We start from the raw sequence: 22,437 nt of genomic DNA, 5'->3' as shown, positions 1-22,437 counted from the left end.
ACAATGGGTGGGGTGGACGACAAGAGCCTGACCGAGAACAGCGCCCCCGCCAACCGGACGAGCCTCTGGGGCGGCCGGTTCGCCGGCGGTCCCGCCGAGGCGCTCGCGCGGCTGTCGGTGAGCGTCCAGTTCGACTGGCGCCTCGCCCCGTACGACATCGCCGGTTCCCGCGCGCACGCCCGGGTCCTCGCCGGCGCCGGCCTGCTCGACCCGGACGAACTGGGCCGGATGCTGGCCGCGCTGGACGACCTGGAGGCGGCCTGCGCCTCCGGTGCGTTCCGCCCGACCGTTGACGACGAGGACGTGCACACCGCGCTGGAACGCGGCCTGCTGGAGCGGCTCGGCAGCCTCGGCGGCAAGCTGCGCGCCGGCCGGTCCCGCAACGACCAGGTCGCCACCGACCTGCGGCTCTACCTGCGTGACCACGCCCGCGGCGTGGCGGCCCGGCTGGTCGAGCTGGCCGAGGCCCTCGTCGAGCAGGCGGAGCGGCACGTGGACACCGCCGCCCCGGGCATGACGCACCTGCAGCACGCCCAGCCGGTGACGTTCGGGCACTGGCTGCTGGCCCACGTGCAGCCGCTGCTGCGCGACCTGGAGCGGATGCGCGACTGGGACGAGCGGACCGCGATCAGCCCGCTCGGCGCGGGCGCGCTGGCCGGCTCGGGGCTGCCGCTGGACCCGGTGGCGGTCGCCAAGGAGCTGGGTTTCCGCACCTCGTTCGCCAACTCGATGGACGCGGTCGCGGACCGCGACTTCGTGGCCGAATTCCTGTTCGTCACCGCCATGATCGGCGTGCACCTGTCCCGCCTCGGCGAGGAGGTGGTGCTCTGGACGTCGCAGGAGTTCGGCTGGGTCGAGCTGGACGACGCCTTCGCCACCGGATCGTCGATCATGCCGCAGAAGAAGAACGCGGACATCGCCGAGCTGGCCCGGGGCAAGTCCGGCCGCCTGGTCGGCGGTCTGATGAGCGTGCTCACCATGCTCAAGGGCCTGCCCATGACGTACGACCGGGACATGCAGGAGGACAAGGAGCCGGCGTTCGACGCGGTCGACACGCTGGAGCTGCTGCTGCCGGCGCTGGCCGGGATGATCTCCACGATGACGGTCCGGGTGGACCGCCTGGTGGCCAGCGCGCCGTCGGGTTTCTCGCTGGCCACCGAGGTCGCCGACTGGCTGGTCCGGCGTAACGTGCCGTTCCGCGACGCGCACGAGATCACCGGCAAGCTGGTGGCGCTCTGCGCGGCCCGCGACTGCGCGCTGGACGAGGTGTCCGACGCCGACCTGGCCGCGGTGAGCGAGCACCTGGACCCGTCGGTGCGCGACGTGCTGTCGGTGCGCTCGGCGCTGGCCGCCCGCATCACGCCCGGCTCCACCGGCCCCGGCCCGGTCGCCGACCAGCTCGCCGCCGCGGCGGACAAGCTGACCGGCTGGCGGGATTGGGCCGCCGAGCGGGTCGTCCCCCGCTGACCTGCGCCGCTGATCCGGGGTAGGCATCCGCCTGCCCCGGACCAGTTCCGCGCCCCGCGCCCCGCCCCGCGCCGAGATCTTGGTACGAAATGGCCCCCATAGGGGCGCAAAGCTTCCAAGATCTACAACGGTCCTGCTAAGTGGAACGCGGATCCTGTTCTGAGGGACGTTGTTTCTCCGGTCAGCCGGCGGGGCGCTCGCGTTTCGGGAGCTTGGCGACCACCGCGTCGTACGACCCGTCGACCGCCTCGATCAGCTCGTCGTCCGGGATGCCGCCGGAGAGCCGCAGCGTGTTCCAGCCCGACCGGCCGATGTAGGGGGAGGGGCGCGCGTCGGCCGGGAACCGGTGCAGCCACTCGTCGGCCACCTCCCGGGACGCCCCGCACTTCACCCCGACCCGGGCCTCACCGTCGGGGGAGCCGAGGAACGCGAAGATGCGGCTGCCCACCTTCACCACCTCGTCACCCTCCCACGGCCGGTCGAGCCAGGCTCCCGGCTTGGCCAGGCAGTAGGCCAGCATCTCCTCGCGCCTCATCGCGTCCTCCCGTGCCGTCGTCCGGCACAGTCTCGCCCGCCGCTGTGACAGTGCGCGCCGGCGTCAGTCGCCGGTGCCGGTGCGGACGGTGAGCCGCTCGTAGCGCTGCCGGGCCGCCTGGGCGCTGCCCAGCCCCAGCCCGAAGGCGATCGCCTGCCAGGTCATGCCCCGGCCGCGGGCCACCTGCAGCAGCCCGGCCTCCAGCGCGTCCACCTCGGCCCGTACGTGCGGGATCAGCGTCAGCGCGGCCATCAGGTCGGCCTGGTCGACCGGCTTCTCACCCTCGTCCAGCTCGGCGCCACCGGCGAGCGCCATCACCAGCGTGGCCGCCTCGTACGCGTCGGGCACGTCGGGGTGGGCGTAGCGCCGGCGGCGGGAGTTGGTGCCGGCGTGCCGCTCGGCGATCCGCAGCAGCGCCGCGTAGTTGCGGTGCGCCCGGGCCTGGGCAGCATCCGGAGCGGTGAACGGGTCGTTGTCCACGGTGACCATGTCGTCCATCCCACACCCACGAATGGTCTGTTGTCAACACCCCGTTGAAAGCCCTTCGTGTAAAACACCGTGACCTCAACGCATGGTGAAGGGTCGGCGCGTCATGCCACCACAGACGCGCCGCGGGGTGTCCCGGGTTGCCGGAACGGCCGATTCAGGCCGGAGAGTTCCGCACCGGGGCGGCCGGAGCGGGCCGACGCCGCGGGGCGTGCCGCCGGTAGACGCTCACGCTCGGCTCGTCCGCCAGCCAGAACCGCCACGGCAGGTCGTGCGCGGCGGCGACCCCGACGCGCGGCCCGGCCACGATCCGCGCCGGGTCGACCGGGCTCGCCGGTGGCGTCAGCAGCAGCGGGCCGCTGCCGTCGATCGCCGAGGTGCCGTTCGCGTCGCGCCCGAGCCCGAGCGCGGTGACCAGCCGGGCCGGCCCGCGGGCCAGTTCCCGGTCGGCGGCGCGCGGCCGGCGCTCGCGGGCGATCTCGACGCCGTCGACCACCTCGCCCGCGCGCAGCAGCACCGCCGCCGCCTCGCCGTCGCGACCGCAGACGATGTTCGCGCACCAGTGCATGCCGAACACGAAGTACACGTAGACGTGCCCGGCGGGCCCGAACATGACCTTGTTGCGCGGCGTCGGCCCGCGGTGGGCGTGCGACGCCGGGTCCTCGCCGGTGCCCGCGTACGCCTCGACCTCGGTGAGCCGGACGGTGACGCCGCCGGCCGACACGGTCCAGCCGAGCAGCGTCCGCGCGGTCTGCGCGACCTGCGCGGCGGGCGCGGAGAGCCAGGGGTACGTCATCGCGGCAAGGGTAGTCGGCGGGTGGCGCGTGATTCGGGCCACGCCGGGGCGGGCGGCCACCGGAATAGTTGACTCGTCAAATATGTTGTGAGGAGCGATCCCGGGCCGACCGGTCCGGACCCCACGCGAGGAGCTGGTCATGCAGTTCGGAGTCTTCACCGTCGGTGACGTCACCGTCGACCCCACGAACGGGCGACTGCCGTCCGAGCGTGAGCGGATCAAGGCCATGACCGCCATCGCGCTCAAGGCCGAAGAGGTCGGCCTCGACGTCTTCGCCACCGGCGAGCACCACAACCCGCCGTTCGTGCCGTCGTCGCCGACCACCATGCTCGGCTGGATCGCCGCGCGTACCGAACGGCTGCTGCTGTCGACATCGACCACGCTGATCACCACGAACGACCCGGTGAAGATCGCCGAGGACTACGCGATGCTCCAGCACCTGGCCGACGGCCGGGTGGACCTGATGATGGGCCGCGGCAACACCGGGCCGGTCTACCCGTGGTTCGGGCAGGACATCCGCAACGGCATCCCGCTGGCCATCGAGAACTACGACCTGCTGCACCGGCTGTGGCGCGAGGACGTGGTCGACTGGAAGGGCCGGTTCCGTACGCCGCTGCAGTCGTTCACCTCGACCCCGCGCCCGCTCGACGGCGTACCGCCGTTCGTCTGGCACGGCTCGATCCGCAGCCCGGAGATCGCCGAGCAGGCCGCGTACTACGGCGACGGCTTCTTCGCCAACCACATCTTCTGGCCCAAGGAGCACACCCAGCGGATGGTCGGCCTCTACCGGGAACGGTTCGCGCACTACGGCCACGGCTCGCCGGACCAGGCCATCGTCGGCCTCGGCGGGCAGGTCTTCATGCGCCGCAACTCCCAGGACGCGGTACGCGAGTTCCGCCCCTACTTCGACAACGCCCCGGTCTACGGGCACGGCCCGTCGCTCGAGGAGTTCACCCGGGAGACGCCGCTCACAGTCGGCAGCCCGCAGCAGGTCATCGACCGCACGCTGGGCTTCCGCGAGTACGTCGGCGACTACCAGCGGCAGCTGTTCCTGATCGACCACGCCGGACTGCCGCTGAAGACGGTGCTGGAGCAGCTCGACCTGCTGGGCGAGGAGGTGGTCCCGGTGCTGCGCAAGGAGTTCGACTCGCTGCGTCCGGCACACGTGCCGGAGGCGCCCACCCACGCGAGCCTGCTCGCCGCCCGCGACGCCGCCCCGGCCGGGGAGCAGCGATGACCGGCCGTACCCTCGCTGTCGTCTCGGCCGGTCTCGGCCAGCCGTCGTCGACCCGTCTGCTCGCCGACCAGCTCGCCGCGGCCGCCCGCGACGAGCTGGCCGGCCGCGGCGCCACTGTGGAACTGCGCGTGGTCGAGCTGCGCGAGCACGCCCACGACGTGGTGAACCACCTGCTCACCGGCTTCGCGCCGGCCGCACTGCGGCGGACGCTCGACGAGGTGGCCACCGCCGACGGGCTGATCGCGGTGACGCCGATCTTCAACGCGTCCTACAACGGGCTGTTCAAGTCGTTCTTCGACGTGGTCGACCGCGACGCGCTGGCCGGCAAGCCGGTGCTGCTCGGGGCGACCGGCGGCACCGCCCGGCACTCGCTGGCGCTGGAGCACGCCGTCCGGCCGATGTTCACGTATCTGCGGGCGGCGACACTGCCCACGGCGGTGTTCGCCGCGCCGGAGGACTGGGCCGGCGACGACGGCGACAGCGCGCTGCGGTCCCGGATCCGCCGGGCCGGAGCCGAGCTGGCCGAGCAGGTGGACCGCCGCCCGCCCGCGACCGGCCCGGCCGACCCGTTCGCGCTCACCACCGACTTCGCCGACCTGCTCGCCGGCCGCGACCCGTCCTGACGCCGGGCGGATCGGCGGACCGGACCGGACCGGGCCGGACCCTGCCGGCCGCGCGGCGCGTCAGTCGTCGGCCGGCTCGGGCCGGTGGGCGACGAGCACCGGGCAGTGGGAGTGCTGCACCAGCGCCTGGCTGACCGAGCCGAGCAGCAGCCCGGCGAAGCCGCCCCGGCCCCGGGAGCCGACCACCACGAGCGACGCCTCGCCGCTGGCCTCCACGAGCGCGGTCTCCGGCGAGGCGGCGGTCACAGCCCGCTCCGTCACGCGCAGGCCCGGGTGCGCGGCCCGGACCCGGTCCGCGGCCTCCACCAGCAGCCCCGCCGCCTCGGCCCGCTCGGCGGTGGACGCCTCCGCCGCGACCTCCGGCGCCACCGCGCCGCGTTCCGGCGACCGCACGTGCATCAGCACCAGCTCCGCGTCGCGCCGGTCGGCCTCGTCCGCGGCCAGCTCGATCGCGTACGCGGCCGAGTCGGAACCGTCCACGCCGACCAGCACCGGACCGTCCACCGGGATCGGCTGCTCCTCCGGGCGGACGATCAGCACCGGGCAGTGCCCGTGCTGCGCGAGCTGCCCGCTGACCGAGCCGAGCAGCAGGCCGGCGAAACCGCCCACGCCCCGGCTGCCCACCACGACCAGCTCGGCGCGGCGGGACTCCTCGACCATCGTGGCGCCGGGGCCGCCGGCGACCTGGCGCACCTGCACCCGCAGGCCCGGGTGCCGCTCGGCCAGGTCGGCGGCGACCGAATCCAGCATCTTCTCCGACTCCGCGGTGGGAGCCGGCACCCCCAGGTCGTACGGGTTGAGCGGCACGCCGTAGCCCATCGGGTGCAGGTAGCCGTGCACGAGCAGCAGCGGCCGGGAACGGGCGACGGCGGTCGCGGCGGCCAGGTCGGCGGCGGCCAGGCTGGACGGCGATCCGTCCACTCCCGCCACGACGGGTCGGTTCATCTGGTGCTTTCCCTCCGGTCGGCTCAGGCCATTGTGGCGGTACCGGCCCCGCCCGGGCCGGGGAACCGGCTCAGTGGGTCCGGTCGCCCCGGTGCCGGACGACGGCGAGCGGGCTGTGGCAGTGGTGCAGCACGGCGTGGCTGACCGAGCCGAGCAGCAGCGCACCGAGGCTACCGCGCCCGTGTGCGCCGACCACCGTCAGCTGCGCGCCGACGGACTCCTCGACGAGCACCCGGGACGGGGTGGCGGCGGCGACCAGCTTCGGCCGTACCGTGACCTCCGGGTAGCGCTCGGCCCAGCTGGCGATCGCCTCGGCCAGCACCCGCTGCTCGTCGGCGCGCAGCTCCTGCGGGTCGTACGCCAGCGGCACGACGTCGCCGAACGCCTCCCGGTAGGTCACCGGCTGCGGGTACAGCCAGGTGTGCACCACGACCAGTTCGGCGCCGCGCGCCGCGGCCTCGGCGAACGCGAACCCGACCGCCGCGTCCGACAGCGCCGAGCCGTCCACGCCGACCACCACCGGGCCGTCGGCGCGGGCCTCACCCCGGGCCACGAGCACCGGGCAGTCCGCGCGGGCGGAGAGCTGCACCGCGGCGGAGCCGACGAGCAGTTCGGCGAAGCCGCCCAGTCCCCGGTGGCCCAGCACGAGCAGCGCGGCGTCGCGGCTCTCCCGCAGCAGGACCGCCGCCGGCCCGCCGTCGACGACAGCGCCGGTCACCGCCAGCTCCGCGTCGACCTTGCGGGCCTCGTCCACCGCCTCCTCGACCAGCTTCTCGGCCTCCTGGCGCAGCTCGATGTCGGGCAGCACCGGGGCGACCATGCCCAGCGGCGTGCCGACCAGCGGCCACAGGAAGGCGTTCACCACCCGCAGCGGCCGGTGCCGCAGCACCGCCTCGCGTGCGGCCAGCCGTACCGCGTCCAGCGCGGACGGGGAGCCGTCCACGCCCACCACGACGGGGGCACCGGTTCTGTCGGTCATCACGTCCTCCTTCGGTTCCCCCTCAGCCTGCGCCGACGGCTCCCACCTGGGCAGAGTCGATCCGCCCGGCACGGCCGGGACCATCGGCCCCTACCGGCCGGGGCGGTGGCGGGGTGGAATGGAAGCCAGTGCTCCCCTCCTGTCGACCCTGGAGGCGCGATGACCCCGCTGGAGATGCTCCGCGTCCACCCCTTCCTGGCCGGGCTGCCCGACGAGTGGCTGCCCCGGCTCACCGGGTACGCCCGTCCGGTGGTCTGGCATCCCGGGCACCGGCTGTTCCGCGCCGGCCAGCCGGCCGACCGGTTCTGGCTGGTCCGCGGCGGCCAGGTGGCGCTGGACTTCCCGGTGCCGGGCCGCGGCGACGTGGGCATCGAGACGATCGGGCCGGGCGGGGTGCTCGGCTGGTCCTGGCTGTTCCCGCCGTACCGCTGGCAGTTCGGCGCGGTCGCCACCCAGCGCAGCACCGCTGTGGAACTCGACGCCGACGGGGTACGCCGGCTGATGGAGTCCGACGACACGCTCGGCCGTCAGCTCACCACCCGGTTCATGAGCGTGGTGGTGGACCGGCTCCAGGCGTCCCGGGTCCGGCTGCTCGACCTGTACGGCTACCCGACGGCCGCGGCCAGCTAGGGCTCAGCGGTCGCGGACGACCAGCTCGTCCACCTCGAGCCGGCCGATGCGCAGCTCGCGGATCACCGCGCGGCGCACGGCGAGCCGGCCGACCACGAGCGAACCCACCGCCACGGCGCCGAGCGCGAACGCGCCGAAGGCCAGCGCGCCGATCGCGCTCGCGCCGAGCGCCCGCGCGCCCGTCGCACCGGCGCCGGTGGCCTGCGCCCCGACGGCCCGCGCCCCGGTGGCCTGCGCGCCGGTCGCGGCCAGCGGGCGGACACGGGCGATCGGGCGCAGACGAGACATGCCCCGATCCTAGTGGTGTCATGGCGGGCCGGTCAGGTGACGGTGAGGCCCCGGGCGGCGAACTGGCCGCGTACCCGGGCCAGCAGGTCGGCATCCGGCGGCTCGGTGTCCGCCAGCGGGAAGGTCAGGCCCAGTTCGGCGTACTTGTGCGCGCCGAGCCGGTGGAACGGCAGCACCTCGACGCGCTGCACCGTGGCCAACCCGGCGGCCACGTCGGCCACCCGCTCCACCTCGTCGGCCGCGTCGGTCAGGCCGGGCACCAGCACGTACCGGATCCAGATCGGCGTACCCCGGTCGGCCAGCCGTTGCGCGAAGCGCAGCGTCGGCGCGAGCCGGCCGGTGCCGGTGACCCGGCGGTACGTCTGCGGGTTACCCGCCTTGACGTCGAGCAGCACCAGGTCGGTGGCGTCCAGCAACGCGTCGTCGGCGCGGACGCCGAGGAAGCCGGACGTGTCCAGCGCGGTGTGCAGGCCGAGGTCGTCGTGGCAGCGGCGCAGCAGTTCCCGGGTGAACGCCGGTTGCAGCAGCGGCTCCCCGCCGCTCACCGTGACGCCGCCGCCCGCCACCTGGATGAACCGGCGGTACCGGCCGGCGAGCGCGATCATCTCCTCCACGCTGCGGCGGCGGCCGCTGCGGCCGTACCAGGTGTCCGGGCTGTGGCAGTAGCGGCAGCGCAGCGGGCAGCCGGCCAGGAAGACCACGAACCGGGTGCCCGGCCCGTCCACCCCGACCGAGGTGTCCCACGAGTGCACGGCGCCGGTGACGGCACCCGGCGCCGCCGCAGTGACCTGCGGCGGCGCCGGCGGGCGGCCGTTCACAGCGACCCGTGGAAGGTCCGCGACACCACGTCGCGCTGCTGCTCCGGCGTGAGCCGGACGAAGTTCACCGCGTACCCGGAGACCCGGACGGTGAGCTGCGGGTACCGCTCCGGGTGCGCCATCGCGTCCAGCAGCGTGGCCCGGTCCAGCACGTTGACGTTGAGGTGGAACCCGCCGGCGTCGGCGTAGCCGTCGAGCACCCCGGCCAGGTTCGCGATCCGCTCGTCGCGGGTGTGGCCCAGGCCGTCCGGCGTCACGGTGCCGGTCAGCGAGATGCCGTCGCGGGCCGCGTCGTACGGCAGCTTCGCCACCGACAGCGCCGAGGCGACCAGGCCGTGCGTGTCGCGCCCGTTCATCGGGTTCGCCCCGGGCGCGAACGGCTCACCGGCGCGCCGGCCGTCCGGCGTGTTGCCGGTGTGCTTGCCGTACACCACGTTCGAGGTGATGGTGAGCACCGACATGGTCAGCTCCGCGTCGCGGTAGGTGCGCTGCCGGCGCAGCTTCTCCGCGAACGTCTCGACCAGCCACACCGCGATCTCGTCGGCTCGGTCGTCGTCGTTGCCGTACGTCGGGAACTCGCCCTCGACCGCGTAGTCGACGGCCAGGCCGGTGTCGTCGCGCAGCACCTTCACCCGGCCGTACCGGATGGCCGACAGGCTGTCCACGGCGACCGACAGGCCGGCGATGCCGGTGGCCATGAACCGGCGCACCGGGTGGTCGTGCAGCGCCATCTCCAGCCGCTCGTAGGCGTACCTGTCGTGCTGGTGGTGGATCACGTTCAGCGCGTCCACGTACGTCTCCGCGAGCCAGTCCAGCGTCCGGTCGTACGCGGCCAGCACCTCGTCGTATTCGAGCGTCTCGCCGCCCACAGGCGCGGCCGGCGGGGCGACCTGCGTGCCGGTCAGCTCGTCCCGGCCGCCGTTGATCGCGTACAGCAGCGCCTTCGCCAGGTTCGCCCGGGCGCCGAAGAACTGCATGTCCCGGCCGACCCGCATGGCCGACACGCAGCAGGCGATAGCGGTGTCGTCGTCGTACGCCGGGCGGATCAGCTCGTCGTTCTCGTACTGGATGGCGCTGGTGTCCAGCGACACCTGGGCGCAGAACCGCTTGAACCCCTCCGGCAGCCGTGGCGACCAGAGCACCGTCAGGTTCGGCTCCGGCGCCGGGCCGAGGTTGTAGAGCGTCTGGAGGTAGCGGAACGCGGTGCGGGTGACCAGCGGCCGGCCGTCCGCCCCCATCCCGCCGAGCGACTCGGTGACCCAGGTCGGGTCGCCGGAGAACAGCTGGTCGTACTCGGGGGTGCGCAGGAAGCGGATGATCCGCAGCTTGATCACGAAGTCGTCGATCAGCTCCTGCGCGCCGCTCTCGTCCAGCCGCCCCTCGGCGATGTCCCGCCGCAGGTACGCGTCGACGAACCCGGCGGTGCGCCCGAGCGACATCGCGGCGCCGTTCTGCTCCTTCGTGGCCGCCAGGTAGGCGAAGTAGAGCCACTGGATCGCCTGCGCGCCGGTGGCGGCCGGGCGGGAGATGTCGAAGCCGTACGAGGCGGCCATCTCCCGCAGCTCACCGAGCGCGCGGATCTGCTCGGCCAGTTCCTCCCGGTCGCGGATCACGTCGTCGGTGCTGCGCCGCTCGTCCAGCGCCGCCTTGAGTGCGCGGCGCTCCTCGACCAGCCGGTCCACGCCGTACAACGCCACCCGGCGGTAGTCGCCGATGATCCGCCCGCGCCCGTACGCGTCGGGTAGTCCGGTGATGACGTGCGACCGCCGCGCCGCCAGCACGCTCTCCGGGTACGCGTCGAAGACCGCGTCGTTGTGGGTGCGGCGGTACCGGGTGAAGATCTCGTGCACGCGCGGGTCCGGTTCGCGGCCGTACGCGCGCAGCGCCGTCTCCACCATCCGCAGCCCGCCGGCCGGCATGATCGCCCGCCGCAGCGGCGCGTCGGTCTGCAACCCGACGATCAGCTCCCGCTCCCGGTCGATGTACCCGGGTGCGTGCGAGGTGATCGTCGACGGGGTGGCCGCGTCGACGTCGTACACGCCGCGCCGCCGCTCCTCGCCGAACATCTCCCGCAGCCGGTCCCACACGGCGAGCGTGCGCGGCGTCGGCCCGGCGAGGAACGACGCGTCCCCGGTGTACGGCTCGTGGTTGTGGCGGACGAAGTCGGCCACGTCGATCGTCTCCTGCCACGCTCCGGCGTGGAATCCGCGCCAGGGGGCCAGGGGTTCGGTGGCGGTCATGTCGGTCCCTCTCCGGGCGTCGGCGGTGCCCCGGTCCCCGCGGGTGCGGGGACCGGGGCGGGGGTCAGGGTTGGAGCACGAGCCGGGCGGCGACCCGGCCGGCGAGGACGTCGTCCACCGCGTCGTTGATGTCGTCCAGCTTGCGGGTCTCGTAGACGACCCGGGTGCGGCCTGCGGCGTGCAGCGCGAACACCTCGGCCAGGTCGGCGCGGGTGCCGACGATCGAGCCGAGCACCGTGATGCCCTTGAGTACCGTCTCGAAGACGGGCAGGGTGATCGCGTTGTCGGCCGGCAGCGACACCAGCACCAGCCGGCCGCCGCGCCGCAGCGAACGGTGGGCCTGCTCGATCACCCGAGGGCTCGCGGCCAGCACGATCGCCACGTCCACGCCGCCCAGCGCGGTGATCCGCTCGACCGGGTCGGTGGTGGCGGCGTCGACGGTGTGCGCGGCGCCCAGCGAGGTGGCCAGTTCCAGCTTCTCGGCGGTCACGTCGACCGCCACCGTCTCGGCGCCGAAGATCTGCGCGTACTGCTGGGCGAGGTGACCCAGGCCGCCGATGCCGAAGATCGCCACCCGCTCGCCCGGCCGCACCCCGGCGACCTTGACGGCCTTGTACGTGGTGACGCCCGCGCAGGTCAGCGGCGCGGCCTCGAACGGGTCCACGCCGTCCGGCACGCGTACCGCGTAGCGGGCCGAGGCGACCGCGTACTCGGCGTGCGCGCCGTCGATGCTGTAGCCGGTGTTGCGCTGCGACTCGCACAGCGTCTCCCAGCCGGTCACGCAGTACGCGCAGGTGCCGCAGGCCCAGCCCAGCCAGGGCAGCGCGACCCGGTCGCCGACGGCGTGCTCGGTGACGCCGGGGCCGACCCGCTCGACCAGGCCGACGCCCTCGTGACCGGGGACGAACGGCGGGGCAGGCTTCACCGGCCACTCGCCGCGGGCGGCGTGGATGTCGGTGTGGCAGAGTCCGCTGGCTTCGACGCGGACCAGGATCTCGCCCGGGCCGACCTCCGGCACGGGACGCTCGGTGATCTCCATCGGACGGTCGAACGCGGTGACGACACTGGCGCGCATCGGGGGCCTCCCTCGGTCTCGTTCTCACCCTCAGCGTCGTCCGTCCGGGCGCTGCCGGGCAGGGGCGCAGGACCGCGATGACCCGGGACCAACGGCCCGTCCGAGGCCGGAACGGCGGTACGGCCGCCGGTGACGTACCGGCGGCCGTACCCCTGGGGTGCTCAGCGGTCGACGACCAGGCGGCGGGCCCGCAGCAGGCGCGCCCACCAGGGCCTGTGGTCCGGGCGCAGCCGGGGCGCCGGCACGCCGCGCAGGCTGACCCATCCGCCCGGCCCCATCGTGACGGTGCCGACCGACGGCGGGCGGCGCCGCGACCACACCGCCACGGCGGCGGTGAGCGCCGCGACCGCGAACGCGCCGGTGGCGGCCGCGACGAGCTGGTCGGGTTCGACCACGCGGCGGTAGCGGACCCGGCCGCCGGCCGCGACGAACACGCCGACCGGGCGGCCGTCGTGGTTCACCGGAACCAGCGCGGTGTCCCCGGGCAGTTCCAGCACCGGGCCGACCGGCCCGGCCGGCGTCGCGGCCGGGGTGGGGGCGGGCGTCGCGGCCGGCGGCGGCGCGGGCCGGGGGAGCGGCGTGACAGCCGGTCCGGTCGGGTTGAAGATGGCGGTCATGGTGCTGCCCTCCTAGCGGGAGTCGGACTTCTCGGTGCGGGCCTCGACGGCGGCCCGGCCGGCGGCCAGCCGCGCCACCGGCACCCGGTACGGCGAGCAGGAGACGTAGTCGAGCCCGGCGTCGGCGAAGAACCCGATCGACTCCGGGTCGCCGCCGTGCTCACCGCAGACGCCGACGGTCAGGTCCGGCCGGGCCGCCCGCCCCTCGGCGACGGCGAGGCGGACCAGCCGGCCCACGCCCGTGGCGTCGATGCTCTCGAACGGCGACACCGGGAAGATCCCCCGTTCCAGGTACGTGGAGAAGAACGCCCCCTCCACGTCGTCCCGGGAGAACGCCCAGGTCATCTGCGTCAGGTCGTTGGTGCCGAAGGAGAAGAAGTGCGCCTCGGCGGCGATGTCCCCGGCGGTCAGCGCCGCCCGGGGCGTCTCGATCATGGTGCCGACCGGGATGTCCGGTGCATCAGGCACCTCGGCCAGCACTCGCCGAGCCTCGTCCGCCACCGCGGCGAGTTCCCGCACGTCGCCGACGAGCGGCACCATGATCTCCGGGCGCGGGTCAGCGCCTGCCCGGACCCGCTGCGCGGCCGCCTCGGCCAGCGCCCGCACCTGCATCGCGAACAGGCCCGGCACCACCAGTCCGAGCCGTACGCCGCGCAGCCCCAGCATCGGGTTCGTCTCGTGCATCCGGCGCACCGCCGCCAGCAGCACGCCGTCGTGGCCCGGTTCCTCGCCGCGCGCCTGTGCGCCCGCCACCCGGGCGGTCAGCTCGGCGAGCGGAGGCAGGAACTCGTGCAGCGGCGGGTCGAGCAGCCGGACGGTGACCGGCAGCCCGTCCATCGCGGTGAGCAGCCCGAGGAAGTCGGCCCGCTGCAACGGCAGCAGCTCGTCCAGCGCCGCGCCGACCTCGGCCGGGCCGTCGGCCAGGATCAGCCGCTCGACCAGTTCCCGGCGCTCGCCGAGGAACATGTGCTCGGTGCGGCACAGCCCGATCCCGGCGGCGCCGAGCTCACGGGCCCGGCGGGCGTCGTCCGGCGTGTCGGCGTTGGCGCGGACGCCGAGCGTGCGCACCGCGTCGGCGTGCCCGAGCAGCCGGTGCACGGCGGTGACCAGCGGGTCCGCCTCCGGCCGCAGCTCACCGGTCAGGTACCGGGCCACCGGGGACGGCTGCACCGGCACCTCGCCGAGCCAGATCCGCCCGCTGGTGCCGTCGATCGAGATCACGTCGCCGGCCCGCACCACCCGGTCGCCCACCGTGAACTCGCCGCGCTCGACGTCGATGCCCAGCGCCTCGGCGCCGCACACGCAGGTCCGGCCCATGCCCCGGGCCACCACCGCGGCGTGCGAGGTCTTCCCGCCGCGCGAGGTGAGCACCCCGGTCGCGGCGATCATGCCGGGCAGGTCGTCCGGGTTGGTCTCCGGGCGGACCAGGATCACCGGCCCGTCGGCCGCCGCCGCGGCGGCCGAGTCGAACACGACCCGCCCGACCGCGGCGCCGGGCGAGGCGCCGACGCCGACCGCGAGCGGCTCGGGCGCGCCGGCCGTGTCGAAGGCCGGGAACATCAGCTGGGCGAGCTGCGCCCCGGTGACCCGGGTGAGCGCCTCGTCCGCAGTGATCAGGCCTTCCTCGGCCAGCTGCGCGGCGATCACGAACGCCGCCGCCGCGGTGCGCTTGCCGACCCGCGTCTGGAGCATCCACAGCCGGCCGCGTTCGATGGTGAACTCGACGTCGCACAGGTCGCGGTAGTGCCGCTCCAGCGTCGCCATGATCTCCCGCAGCCGGTGGAAGCTGACCGGGTCCAGCCGCTCCAGCTCGGTCAGCGGCACCGTGTTGCGGATGCCCGCCACCACGTCCTCGCCCTGCGCGTCGGTCAGGTAGTCGCCGTACACGCCGGGAGCGCCGGTGGCCGGGTCGCGGGTGAACGCCACACCGGTGCCGGAGTCCGGGCCGAGGTTGCCGAACACCATCGCCATCACGTTGACGGCGGTGCCCAGGTCGTCCGGGATGCGCTCCTGCCGCCGGTAGATCCGGGCCCGCTCCGAGTGCCAGGACTCGAACACCGCGCGCACGGCCAGGAACAGCTGCTCGTGCGGGGCCTGCGGGAAGTCGTGCCCGACGTGCCGGACGAAGATCTTCTTGTACGTCTCGACCAGGTCGCGCAGCTGCCCGGCGCCCGGCCCGTCCGGCCCGGCGGTGGCGCGCAGGGCGGCCAGCTCGTGCTCGAACTCGTCGGCCGGGATGCCGTGCACGGTCCGGCCGAACATCTGGATCAGCCGCCGGTACGAGTCCCAGGCGAACCGCTCGTCACCGGTGCGGGCGGCCAGCCCGGCGACGGTGGTGTCGTTGAGCCCGATGTCGAGGATCGTCTCCATCATCCCCGGCATCGAGTACCGCCCGCCGGAACGCACCGCCAGCAGCAGCGGGTCACCCGGGTCGCCCAGCCACCGGTCCAGCCGCGCCTCCACCTCCCGCAGGTGCGCGTTGATCTCCTCGTACAGGCCGTCCGGCGGCGCGCCGGTGGCCAGGTACGCCCGGCACGCGTCGGTGGTGACGGTGAACCCGGGCGGCACCGGCAACCCGAGCCGGGTCATCTCGGCGAGGTTCGCGCCCTTGCCGCCGAGCAGGTCGGCCCGGCTGCGGTCACCCTCGATGAAGTCGTAGACGTACTTCGACATGGTCCGGCCTCCTCGACTGCGTCGTTCCACCTCCTTGGTAACCGGGCCGCCCGGCGGCGCGGCAGGGCCGGACGGGACACACACCGGGCCGGAGGTCCCGAGAGTGTCGGTGGGTGCCCGTATCGTTCCGGCCGTGACCAACGAGGTGCTGCTCCGCCCGGTGCGCGACGACGACCTGCCCGCCTTCTTCGCCCACGAGCAGGACCCGCAGGCGAACTGGATGGCCGCGTTCGGCCCGAAGGACCCGTCCGACCGGGCCGCGTTCGATGCACACTGGGCGCGCATCCGCGCCGACGAGCGGATCGTCAACCGCGCCGTCACCGTCGACGGCCGCTTGGTCGGGCGGGTCGCCGCGTTCCCGGTCGGCGAGCAGACCGAGGTCAGCTACTGGATCGACGCGGCCCACTGGGGGCGGGGCCACGCCACCGCCGCGCTGCGCGCGCTGCTGCGCGAGGTGCCGCACCGGCCGCTGCACGCCCGCGCCGCGAAGGACAACGCCGCCTCGCTCGCGGTGCTGCGCAAGTGCGGCTTCGTCGTGGTCGGCGAGGACTCCGGGTACGCCCCGTCGCGCGGCACCGAGGTCGAGGAGTACGTGCTGGAGCTGCCCGCCGAGGGGCCTGACCAGGCAGACCGCTAGTCTCCCCGGGTGAACTGGCTGGAACTCGTCGGCTGGGCCGGCTCCGCGCTGCTGGTCTGGTCCCTGCTGCAGACCCGGATCCTGCGGCTGCGCGCGCTCAACCTGGTCGGCTGCCTCATCCTGATCGGCTACAACACCGCGGTGCAGGTCTGGCCGATGGTCGGGCTGAACGTGGTGCTCGCCGTGATCAACGTCTGGTACCTGCGCAAGTTGCTGGCCACCCGGCACGACGAGCAGACCTACCAGGTGGTCGAGGTCGGCACCGGCGACGCCTTCCTGGCGCACACGCTGCGGGTGCACGCCGCCGACATCGCCCGGTTCAACCCCGGCTTCCACTGGGACCCGGCCGCCGCCGACCGCTCGGCGTTCCTTGTGGTACGCGCCGACGAGGTGGTGGGCGTGATGCTCTCGCACGCCGAACCGGGCGGGGTGGCCCAGGTCGACCTGGACTACGTGACCCCGCCGTTCCGCGACTTCACGCCGGGGGAGTTCGTCTACCGGCGCAGCCGGCTGTTCACCGACCGGGGCTTCCGCCGGGTGGTCAGCCCGCCCGGCATGATCGCCCCCTACTACCACCGGCTCGGGTTCCGCCCGGAGGGCGGCGCGTACGTGCTCGACCTGCCGGTCCCCGCCACGCACGGGTGAACCGGACACCCGCCGTCCGGCGCTCAGTGATCGCACAGGATTCAGGCGCGGGCCCGCGGGGCAACAGAGGGCCACGCCGACCGGATCTACCGGCCGGCGAGTCGGCCATCGGCCGACCCGGATCGGGCCGAGGGAGATAACCGGTCGTGCAGAGCTACTGGAGCCAGCTTGCCCTGGTCGGTGTGCTGGTGATCCTCAACGCGGTGTTCGCCGGCAGCGAGATGGCCCTGGTGTCCCTGCGCGACAGCCAGGTGCAGCGGCTGGAGCGCAGCAGCCGCGGCGGACGGACCCTCGCCCGTCTCGCGAAGGACCCGAACCGGTTCCTGGCCACGATCCAGATCGGTATCACGCTCGCCGGGTTCCTGGCCTCCGCCGCCGCCGCGGTGTCCCTGGCCCGGCCGCTCGTCCCGCTGCTGGGCGTCTTCGGCAACGCCGCCGAGACCGTCGCCATCGTCGCTGTCACGCTGGTACTCACGTTCGTCACGCTCGTCTTCGGTGAGCTGGCACCGAAGCGGATCGCCATGCAGTCGGCCGAGCGGTGGGCGCTGCTGGTGGCCCGCCCGCTGGACGTGCTGTCCAGCATCACCCGGCCCGCCGTCTGGCTGCTGGGCGCCACCACCGACCTGGTGGTACGCCTGTTCGGTCTGGACCCGAAGGCCGAGCCGGACGAGATCGGCCCGGACGAACTGCGCGACATCGTGGCCGGCAACCACGGCTTCACCAAGGAACAGCGCACGATCATCGCCGGCGCGGTGGAGATCGCCGACCGGCAGTTGCGGGCGGTGCTCGTACCCCGGTTGCAGGTCTTCACGCTCGACAGCGGCACCACGGCGGAGGCCGCCCGGCTCGTCCTCGCGGCGACCGGCCACTCCCGGGCGCCGGTGGTGCGCCACGGCGGCCTGGACGAGGCGGTGGGCGTGATCCACCTGCGGGACCTGGTCGGCGTCTCGGACGACCGGCCGGTCGACGAGATCGCCCGACCGCCGATGCTGCTGCCCGACTCCCTGCCGGTGGTCGACGCGCTGCGCCAGTTCAAGGCCGAACGCCAGCACATCGCGCTCGTGGTCGACGAGCGCGGCGCGGTCGACGGGATCGTGACGCTGGAGGACATCCTGGAGGAGATCGTCGGCGAGATCTACGACGAGACCGACCGGGACCTGCGCGCCGTACGCACCGAGGCCGACGGCACGCTGGTGCTGCCCGGCACGTTCCCGGTGCACGACCTGACCGACCTCGGCGTGGAGCTGCCGAACCGGCCCGCCGGCGACTACACCACAGTCGCCGGGCTGGTGCTGATCTGCCTCGGGCACATCCCGACGGTGGCGGGGGAGCAGGTGACCGTGGACGGCTGGGAGCTGGCGGTGGCCGACGTCGACCAGCGGGCCATCACCGAGGTGCACGTGCGCCGTCACCGCCGCGGCGAGCAGTCGGCGGACGACGATGCGGCGACCGGCAGTCCGGACGACGACGCGGCCGACCCGGCCGACGCCCCCGAACTCGACGACGCCCGCCGCTGACCGGCGCCGGGCGGTCGCCTCACCGGTGTCCGGAACGCCTGGCGCGCCGCCGCCCGGCTTCCGGGGCCCGGCGTCCGCGACCCGGTTCAGCGGTCTCCGGCCGGCGGGCCGAACGGGAAACCGGGCACCGGCGGGAGCAGCTGTACCGCGTCGGCGGGCAGCTGACGGGTGCTCCGCCCGACCAGCCGGGCGATCACCCGCAGCAGCCACGGCCCGGACGGGTGCAGCTCCGGCCCGATCAGCCGGCTGATCACCCGGGTCCACCAGTGCCCGGCGACGATCACGTCGGTGATCCGCAGCCGGTCCGGCGGCCACCCGCCGCGCACCACCACGTCCACCACCCGGCCCAGCCGCCGCCCGTGCAGGTCGTACGCGGTGCGGCCGAGCAGCTCACCCGCTCGCACGGCCGGACCCCGGAATGCGTTCGATCAGGTGCCGGCGCAGCCACGCCTCCACCGGTGACGGCGGCAGGTCCGCCGCCGGGCAGCGCAGCCGCACCGCGCTGTCCACCCGGGCGACCTGCGACAGCGGTACGCGCAACGGCGGCACCGGCGGGTCGTCGGTGAACCGGTCCGCCACCGCCACCAGCAGCCGCCCGACCCGCCCGCCGATCCGCTCCCCGAGCGCGCCCTGCCCGGTGAGCAGGCAGTCCACGTACGGGTAGCCCTCGTCGTCGACGGCGAACGCGATGTCGTCGACGCGCCCGACCAGCCGCCCGTCAACGTCGACGATCTGCCGGTCGAGCAGCCGCTTGGCGAGCTGAACCCTCATGGCCCCATCCCCGTCATGATCGCCAGCGGGATCGCCGCCACCGAAGCGGCGACGATGAGCAGCAGGAACACCGCGCCGAGCAGGTTCATCCACCGCCCGTTGACCCGGTCGCCGAGGTACCCGCGGTCGTTGGCGACCACCAGGATCGGCAGGTACGTCAGCGGCAGCACCACAGCGCTCAGCACCAGCATGTACTCGGTCAGCCGCACCGGGTCCACAGTCGTCATCAGCATCACCACACCGAGCAGCAGACCGACGAGCAGCACGCTGTGGAACCGGGCCGCCTCCCGCGGGCGGACCCGCTTGCCCCATTGCCATCCGAAGTACTGCGCCGCCGCGTACGCCGCCGACAGTCCCGTCTCCAGCGCCGCCCCGAACGTCACCGCGAAGAACGCCAGCACCGTGGCGGCCAGGCCGGCGCCGCCGAGCGCCGTCGCCACCGGCCGCGCCACCTGGTCGAGCGTGCTCAGCGACGCCTCGGACGGGTGGTAGGCCACCGTCGCCACGGCGACCAGCGACAACGCCAGGAACCCACCCACCGGGAAACCGATCAGCACGTTCGAGCGGGCCCGCGCCAGGTCCGCCGCGCCCCACCGCTCCTCCACGCCGCCGGAGGAGAAGAAGAACACCTCGTACGGGCTCACAGTCGAGGCGAACAGCGCCACCGCCACGAACCAGTACAGCGGCCAGCCGTGCCCGGACGCGCTGACCTGCCACACGCCCTGCCCGAGTGCCGGCCAGTCGGTCGGCAGCGCCACCAGCGCGACAGCGAACACCAGCAGAGCCAGCCCGGCCAGGCCGAAGATTCGCTCCATCAGCTCGAAGCGCAGCCGCCACAGCACCAGCCAGACCGCCAGCGCTGCGAGCGGCACCCAGAACAGGTGGCTCAGCCGGGTCGCCAGTTGCAGCGCCAGCGCCACCCCGCCCAGCTCCGCGGCGAGCGTGACGACAGTGACCAGCCACGACGCGACCAGGTTGAGCAGCGCCACCCGCGGCCCGAGCCGCTCCCGGACCAGGTCGAAAACCGCCCGTCCGCTCACCGCCGCGATCCGGCCGGCCATTTCCGCGTACGCGCAGATGCCGACCACCCCGACCAGCAGCACCCAGGTGTGGGCCATGCCGAACAGCGCGCCGGCCTGACTGGCCGCCACCAGGTCACCGATGTCGACGAAGCCGCCGACGGCCGACAGCACGCCGAGCGTGGCGGCGAACAGCTTCCTCACGTCGGGCCGGGAGCGGACGTCCTCACCGAGGCGACGATATCGCCGTCAGCGCCCGGTTTCGGGCGAATGCGTCAGGAGGCGGTGAGGTTCTGCAGCCGCACCTGACCGCGGGCCACCAGCCGGCCGTCGGCGTCGGTGATCTCCACGAGCCAGAGCTGCTGACTGCGGCCCCGGTGCACCGGCGTGCCGACGGCGGTCAGCTCGCCGTCGCGCACCGCGCGCAGGAAGTCGGTCTGGTTCGACACCCCGACGACGTTGCCCTTGTCGCCCAGCCAGAGCGCGCCGCCGATGCTGGCCGCCGTCTCCACCACCGAGCAGTAGACGCCGCCGTGCTGGATCCCGTACGGCTGGTGCAGCTCCGGGCGCACCTTCCAGCGGATCACCACCCGTTCCCCGCTGACCTCGTCGAACGTCAGGCCCAGCAGGGCCACGAAGCCACCGGTCAGGTTCGGCATGTCCACCGCGGTTCCTCCTCGCGTTCGACGGCGCCGCCAGCCTAGTCGGCCGTACCTCGGCAAACCCGGTACGGGCCGGGCCCGGTGATGGGGGAGAATCGGTGACCGTGACCGACAGCAACCTCCCGCAGGGGCGGGACTCCCTGACCGACGACCTGCTGTGGCGGGGCCTGATCCAGGACTCGACCGGCCTCGACGAACTGCGCGAGCTGCTCGACGGCGGGAGCACCACCTTCTACGTGGGCTTCGACCCCACCGCGCCGAGCCTGCACATCGGCAACCTGATGCAGGTCGTGATGGCCCGCCGGCTCCAGCAGGCGGGGCACCGGCCGCTGCTGCTCGTCGGTGGCGCCACCGGGCAGATCGGCGACCCGAAGGAGAGCGCGGAACGGACGCTGAACCCGCCCGAGGTGATCGCCGGCTGGGTGGAGCGCATCCGCGAGCAGCTCTCGCCGTTCGTCACGTACACCGGGGAGAACGCGGCGCAACTCGTGAACAACCTGGACTGGACCGGCGAGATGTCGGTGGTCGAGTTCCTCCGGGACGTCGGCAAGCACTTCCCGGTGAACAAGATGCTCGCCCGCGAGGTGGTCAAGGCGCGGCTGGAGACGGGCATCAGCTACACCGAGTTCAGCTACCAGCTCCTCCAGGCGAACGACTACTTCGAGCTGCACCGCCGGCAAGGCTGCCGGCTCCAGTACGGCGGCTCCGACCAGTGGGGCAACATCACCGCCGGGGTGGACTACATCCGGCGGCGCGGCGCCGGGCCGGTGGAGGCGTTCACCACGCCGCTGGTGACCAAGGCCGACGGCACCAAGTTCGGCAAGAGCGAGACCGGCACGGTCTGGCTCGACCCGCAGATGACCAGCCCGTACGCGTTCTACCAGTTCTGGGTCAACGCAGACGACCGCGACGTCAGCCGCTACCTGCGGTACTTCAGCTTCCGCTCCCGTGAGGAGCTGGAGGAGCTGGAGAAGGCGACAGCGGAGCGCCCGCAGGCGCGCCTGGCCCAGCGGGCGCTCGCCGAGGAGCTGACCACGCTGGTGCACGGCGAGCGGGAGATGGCGCAGGCGGTCGCCGCGAGCCAGGCGCTGTTCGGGCGCGGCTCGCTCGACGAGCTGGCCCCGGAGACGCTGCGTGCCGCGCTGACCGAGGCCGGCCTGGTGCACCTCGACGAGCTGCCGGACGTGGCCGGCCTGCTCAAGGAGTCGGGCCTGGTGCCGAGCATGAAGGAGGCACGGCGGGTCATCGCCGAAGGCGGCGCGTACGTCAACAACACGCGTATCTCCGAGGTGGACGCCACCGTGTCGGCGGGCGACCTGCTGCACGGCCGTTACCTCGTACTGCGCCGGGGCAAGCGCTCGTTCGCGGGCGTCGAGCTGCGCGGATAGCCGCCTGTCGACTGTGTGACGCGGGACGCGCCCAGCGGATTTGACGATCACTCCGCTGGGCGCGTAACTTTCTCTCTGCCAGCGCGGAACGGACGAAACAGGGCGAAAGACCTGGAAGGCCGGAGCGCAGGACCTGAGAACCGGGTGGTGCCCCGGATTCGCCGGGAGGCGGATTTGGCGAGGCGGAACCGACCGGGTAAGGTTGTCGGCCGGTAGGGAAACGGACGAGCCAGCGGGAAACCGCGGGCGGCCGGCCTACCGAATTCCTCGGAAGGACCGACGGAAGTCGGTTGAATCGGGGTGCCCGGTAAAAGGGTGATGCACGACAAACCGGTTGACACCGGTTTGACACGGCAGAAACCACCGGGTAACGTAGTAAAAGTGCCCGG

23 protein-coding genes are annotated in these 22,437 nt (G+C 73.7%); 8 read left to right on the top strand and 15 right to left on the bottom strand.

Going from position 1 to position 22,437, the window contains the following annotated elements:
- The first annotated feature begins 3 nt into the window (after window positions 1-3).
- Entirely contained in the window at window positions 4-1,467 is a 1,464-nt protein-coding gene (argH, locus tag IRY44_RS25930) for an argininosuccinate lyase (RefSeq protein ID WP_194802935.1), read from the top strand.
- Window positions 1,468-1,648: 181 nt separating this feature from the next.
- Here argH and IRY44_RS25925 read toward each other — a convergent pair whose 3' ends face one another.
- The 3 genes from IRY44_RS25925 to IRY44_RS25915 form a co-directional block, all read right to left on the bottom strand.
- Window positions 1,649-2,002 carry an MmcQ/YjbR family DNA-binding protein gene (locus IRY44_RS25925; RefSeq protein WP_194802840.1) on the bottom strand — a complete coding sequence of 118 codons (354 nt, stop codon included), beginning with the start codon at window positions 2,000-2,002 and terminating at the stop codon, window positions 1,649-1,651.
- A 63-nt stretch (window positions 2,003-2,065) separates the two neighbouring features.
- The gene (locus IRY44_RS25920; protein ID WP_228532820.1) at window positions 2,066-2,500 is read right to left on the bottom strand and encodes a DNA-binding protein; all 435 of its coding nucleotides are present in this window, start codon (window positions 2,498-2,500) and stop codon (window positions 2,066-2,068) included.
- Between the two features lie 145 nt (window positions 2,501-2,645).
- Window positions 2,646-3,284 (bottom strand): DNA-3-methyladenine glycosylase, encoded by a 639-nt coding sequence (locus IRY44_RS25915; RefSeq protein WP_194802839.1) that lies wholly within the window; start codon window positions 3,282-3,284, stop codon window positions 2,646-2,648.
- A gap of 139 nt (window positions 3,285-3,423) precedes the next feature.
- Between IRY44_RS25915 and IRY44_RS25910 the strand changes: the two genes are divergently transcribed.
- Together IRY44_RS25910 and IRY44_RS25905 are read left to right on the top strand one after the other, a co-directional pair.
- Window positions 3,424-4,521: an LLM class flavin-dependent oxidoreductase gene (locus IRY44_RS25910; protein WP_194802838.1), complete on the top strand. Its 1,098-nt coding sequence runs from the start codon at window positions 3,424-3,426 to the stop codon at window positions 4,519-4,521.
- The gene (locus IRY44_RS25905; protein ID WP_194802837.1) at window positions 4,518-5,144 is read left to right on the top strand and encodes a CE1759 family FMN reductase; all 627 of its coding nucleotides are present in this window, start codon (window positions 4,518-4,520) and stop codon (window positions 5,142-5,144) included. The genes IRY44_RS25910 and IRY44_RS25905 overlap by 4 nt, the downstream gene beginning before the upstream one ends.
- A gap of 60 nt (window positions 5,145-5,204) precedes the next feature.
- Here IRY44_RS25905 and IRY44_RS25900 read toward each other — a convergent pair whose 3' ends face one another.
- Together IRY44_RS25900 and IRY44_RS25895 are read right to left on the bottom strand one after the other, a co-directional pair.
- Complete coding sequence (locus IRY44_RS25900) at window positions 5,205-6,089, bottom strand: universal stress protein (RefSeq protein WP_194802836.1); 885 nt, start codon at window positions 6,087-6,089, stop codon at window positions 5,205-5,207.
- Window positions 6,090-6,159: 70 nt separating this feature from the next.
- Complete coding sequence (locus tag IRY44_RS25895; RefSeq protein ID WP_194802835.1) at window positions 6,160-7,068, bottom strand: universal stress protein; 909 nt, start codon at window positions 7,066-7,068, stop codon at window positions 6,160-6,162.
- A gap of 159 nt (window positions 7,069-7,227) precedes the next feature.
- Here IRY44_RS25895 and IRY44_RS25890 point away from each other — a divergent pair, with 159 nt between their 5' ends.
- On the top strand, window positions 7,228-7,698 hold the full coding sequence (locus IRY44_RS25890) for a cyclic nucleotide-binding domain-containing protein (RefSeq protein ID WP_013285560.1): 471 nt from the start codon (window positions 7,228-7,230) through the stop codon (window positions 7,696-7,698).
- 3 nt (window positions 7,699-7,701) lie between these two features.
- Here the strand turns inward: IRY44_RS25890 and IRY44_RS25885 are convergent, their stop codons facing one another.
- From IRY44_RS25885 to ppdK, 6 genes are all read right to left on the bottom strand, one after another.
- Window positions 7,702-7,986, bottom strand: coding sequence for a hypothetical protein (locus IRY44_RS25885; protein WP_194802834.1), 285 nt, complete (start codon window positions 7,984-7,986; stop codon window positions 7,702-7,704).
- A gap of 32 nt (window positions 7,987-8,018) precedes the next feature.
- A complete protein-coding gene (pflA, locus tag IRY44_RS25880; protein ID WP_194802833.1) occupies window positions 8,019-8,804 on the bottom strand; it encodes a pyruvate formate-lyase-activating protein in 786 nt (261 codons plus the stop codon).
- On the bottom strand, window positions 8,801-11,044 hold the full coding sequence (gene pflB / locus IRY44_RS25875; protein WP_194802832.1) for a formate C-acetyltransferase: 2,244 nt from the start codon (window positions 11,042-11,044) through the stop codon (window positions 8,801-8,803). Before pflB ends, pflA begins: the two co-directional genes overlap by 4 nt.
- Window positions 11,045-11,108: 64 nt before the next feature.
- Window positions 11,109-12,119 carry an alcohol dehydrogenase AdhP gene (gene adhP, locus IRY44_RS25870; protein WP_194802831.1) on the bottom strand — a complete coding sequence of 337 codons (1,011 nt, stop codon included), beginning with the start codon at window positions 12,117-12,119 and terminating at the stop codon, window positions 11,109-11,111.
- Window positions 12,120-12,280: 161 nt separating this feature from the next.
- Complete coding sequence (locus IRY44_RS25865) at window positions 12,281-12,736, bottom strand: hypothetical protein (protein WP_194802830.1); 456 nt, start codon at window positions 12,734-12,736, stop codon at window positions 12,281-12,283.
- A 12-nt stretch (window positions 12,737-12,748) separates the two neighbouring features.
- Window positions 12,749-15,409, bottom strand: a complete 2,661-nt coding sequence (gene ppdK / locus IRY44_RS25860) for a pyruvate, phosphate dikinase (protein ID WP_194802829.1) — start codon at window positions 15,407-15,409, stop codon at window positions 12,749-12,751.
- Window positions 15,410-15,542: 133 nt separating this feature from the next.
- Between ppdK and IRY44_RS25855 the strand changes: the two genes are divergently transcribed.
- From IRY44_RS25855 to IRY44_RS25845, 3 genes are all read left to right on the top strand, one after another.
- A complete protein-coding gene (locus tag IRY44_RS25855) occupies window positions 15,543-16,046 on the top strand; it encodes a GNAT family N-acetyltransferase (RefSeq protein ID WP_194802828.1) in 504 nt (167 codons plus the stop codon).
- A 9-nt stretch (window positions 16,047-16,055) separates the two neighbouring features.
- Window positions 16,056-16,691: a hypothetical protein gene (locus IRY44_RS25850; RefSeq protein ID WP_194802827.1), complete on the top strand. Its 636-nt coding sequence runs from the start codon at window positions 16,056-16,058 to the stop codon at window positions 16,689-16,691.
- A 146-nt stretch (window positions 16,692-16,837) separates the two neighbouring features.
- Complete coding sequence (locus tag IRY44_RS25845) at window positions 16,838-18,208, top strand: hemolysin family protein (protein ID WP_194802826.1); 1,371 nt, start codon at window positions 16,838-16,840, stop codon at window positions 18,206-18,208.
- An 86-nt stretch (window positions 18,209-18,294) separates the two neighbouring features.
- Here IRY44_RS25845 and IRY44_RS25840 read toward each other — a convergent pair whose 3' ends face one another.
- The 4 genes from IRY44_RS25840 to IRY44_RS25825 all read right to left on the bottom strand — a co-directional run bounded on the left by IRY44_RS25840 (window position 18,295) and on the right by IRY44_RS25825 (window position 20,663).
- Window positions 18,295-18,612, bottom strand: coding sequence for a PRC-barrel domain containing protein (locus IRY44_RS25840; protein ID WP_194802825.1), 318 nt, complete (start codon window positions 18,610-18,612; stop codon window positions 18,295-18,297).
- A complete protein-coding gene (locus tag IRY44_RS25835) occupies window positions 18,599-18,979 on the bottom strand; it encodes a hypothetical protein (protein ID WP_194802824.1) in 381 nt (126 codons plus the stop codon). The genes IRY44_RS25840 and IRY44_RS25835 overlap by 14 nt, the downstream gene beginning before the upstream one ends.
- Window positions 18,976-20,202, bottom strand: coding sequence for a divalent metal cation transporter (locus tag IRY44_RS25830; RefSeq protein WP_194802823.1), 1,227 nt, complete (start codon window positions 20,200-20,202; stop codon window positions 18,976-18,978). The genes IRY44_RS25835 and IRY44_RS25830 overlap by 4 nt, the downstream gene beginning before the upstream one ends.
- A 71-nt stretch (window positions 20,203-20,273) precedes the next feature.
- Entirely contained in the window at window positions 20,274-20,663 is a 390-nt protein-coding gene (locus tag IRY44_RS25825) for a PaaI family thioesterase (protein WP_370585016.1), read from the bottom strand.
- A gap of 101 nt (window positions 20,664-20,764) precedes the next feature.
- Here IRY44_RS25825 and tyrS point away from each other — a divergent pair, with 101 nt between their 5' ends.
- On the top strand, window positions 20,765-22,048 hold the full coding sequence (gene tyrS / locus IRY44_RS25820; RefSeq protein WP_194802932.1) for a tyrosine--tRNA ligase: 1,284 nt from the start codon (window positions 20,765-20,767) through the stop codon (window positions 22,046-22,048).
- The last annotated feature ends 389 nt before the right edge of the window (window positions 22,049-22,437 follow it).

It is taken from the genome of Micromonospora sp. ANENR4 (assembly GCF_015354395.1).
Classification (GTDB): Bacteria; Actinomycetota; Actinomycetes; order Mycobacteriales; family Micromonosporaceae; genus Micromonospora; species Micromonospora aurantiaca.
Note: the sequence above shows the minus strand (reverse complement) of the source record. Positions and strands in the feature narration are given on the sequence as shown.

What these genes read in the sequence shown, in the direction of transcription:
- argH (WP_194802935.1), top strand. Translation starts at nt 4, where the DNA reads ATGGGTGGGGTGGACGACAAGAGCCTGACCGAGAACAGCGCCCCCGCC.
- IRY44_RS25925 (WP_194802840.1), bottom strand. Translation starts at nt 2,002, where the DNA reads ATGAGGCGCGAGGAGATGCTGGCCTACTGCCTGGCCAAGCCGGGAGCC.
- IRY44_RS25920 (WP_228532820.1), bottom strand. Translation starts at nt 2,500, where the DNA reads ATGGACGACATGGTCACCGTGGACAACGACCCGTTCACCGCTCCGGAT.
- IRY44_RS25915 (WP_194802839.1), bottom strand. Translation starts at nt 3,284, where the DNA reads ATGACGTACCCCTGGCTCTCCGCGCCCGCCGCGCAGGTCGCGCAGACC.
- IRY44_RS25910 (WP_194802838.1), top strand. Translation starts at nt 3,424, where the DNA reads ATGCAGTTCGGAGTCTTCACCGTCGGTGACGTCACCGTCGACCCCACG.
- IRY44_RS25905 (WP_194802837.1), top strand. Translation starts at nt 4,518, where the DNA reads ATGACCGGCCGTACCCTCGCTGTCGTCTCGGCCGGTCTCGGCCAGCCG.
- IRY44_RS25900 (WP_194802836.1), bottom strand. Translation starts at nt 6,089, where the DNA reads ATGAACCGACCCGTCGTGGCGGGAGTGGACGGATCGCCGTCCAGCCTG.
- IRY44_RS25895 (WP_194802835.1), bottom strand. Translation starts at nt 7,068, where the DNA reads ATGACCGACAGAACCGGTGCCCCCGTCGTGGTGGGCGTGGACGGCTCC.
- IRY44_RS25890 (WP_013285560.1), top strand. Translation starts at nt 7,228, where the DNA reads ATGACCCCGCTGGAGATGCTCCGCGTCCACCCCTTCCTGGCCGGGCTG.
- IRY44_RS25885 (WP_194802834.1), bottom strand. Translation starts at nt 7,986, where the DNA reads ATGTCTCGTCTGCGCCCGATCGCCCGTGTCCGCCCGCTGGCCGCGACC.
- pflB (WP_194802832.1), bottom strand. Translation starts at nt 11,044, where the DNA reads ATGACCGCCACCGAACCCCTGGCCCCCTGGCGCGGATTCCACGCCGGA.
- adhP (WP_194802831.1), bottom strand. Translation starts at nt 12,119, where the DNA reads ATGCGCGCCAGTGTCGTCACCGCGTTCGACCGTCCGATGGAGATCACC.
- IRY44_RS25865 (WP_194802830.1), bottom strand. Translation starts at nt 12,736, where the DNA reads ATGACCGCCATCTTCAACCCGACCGGACCGGCTGTCACGCCGCTCCCC.
- ppdK (WP_194802829.1), bottom strand. Translation starts at nt 15,409, where the DNA reads ATGTCGAAGTACGTCTACGACTTCATCGAGGGTGACCGCAGCCGGGCC.
- IRY44_RS25835 (WP_194802824.1), bottom strand. Translation starts at nt 18,979, where the DNA reads ATGAGGGTTCAGCTCGCCAAGCGGCTGCTCGACCGGCAGATCGTCGAC.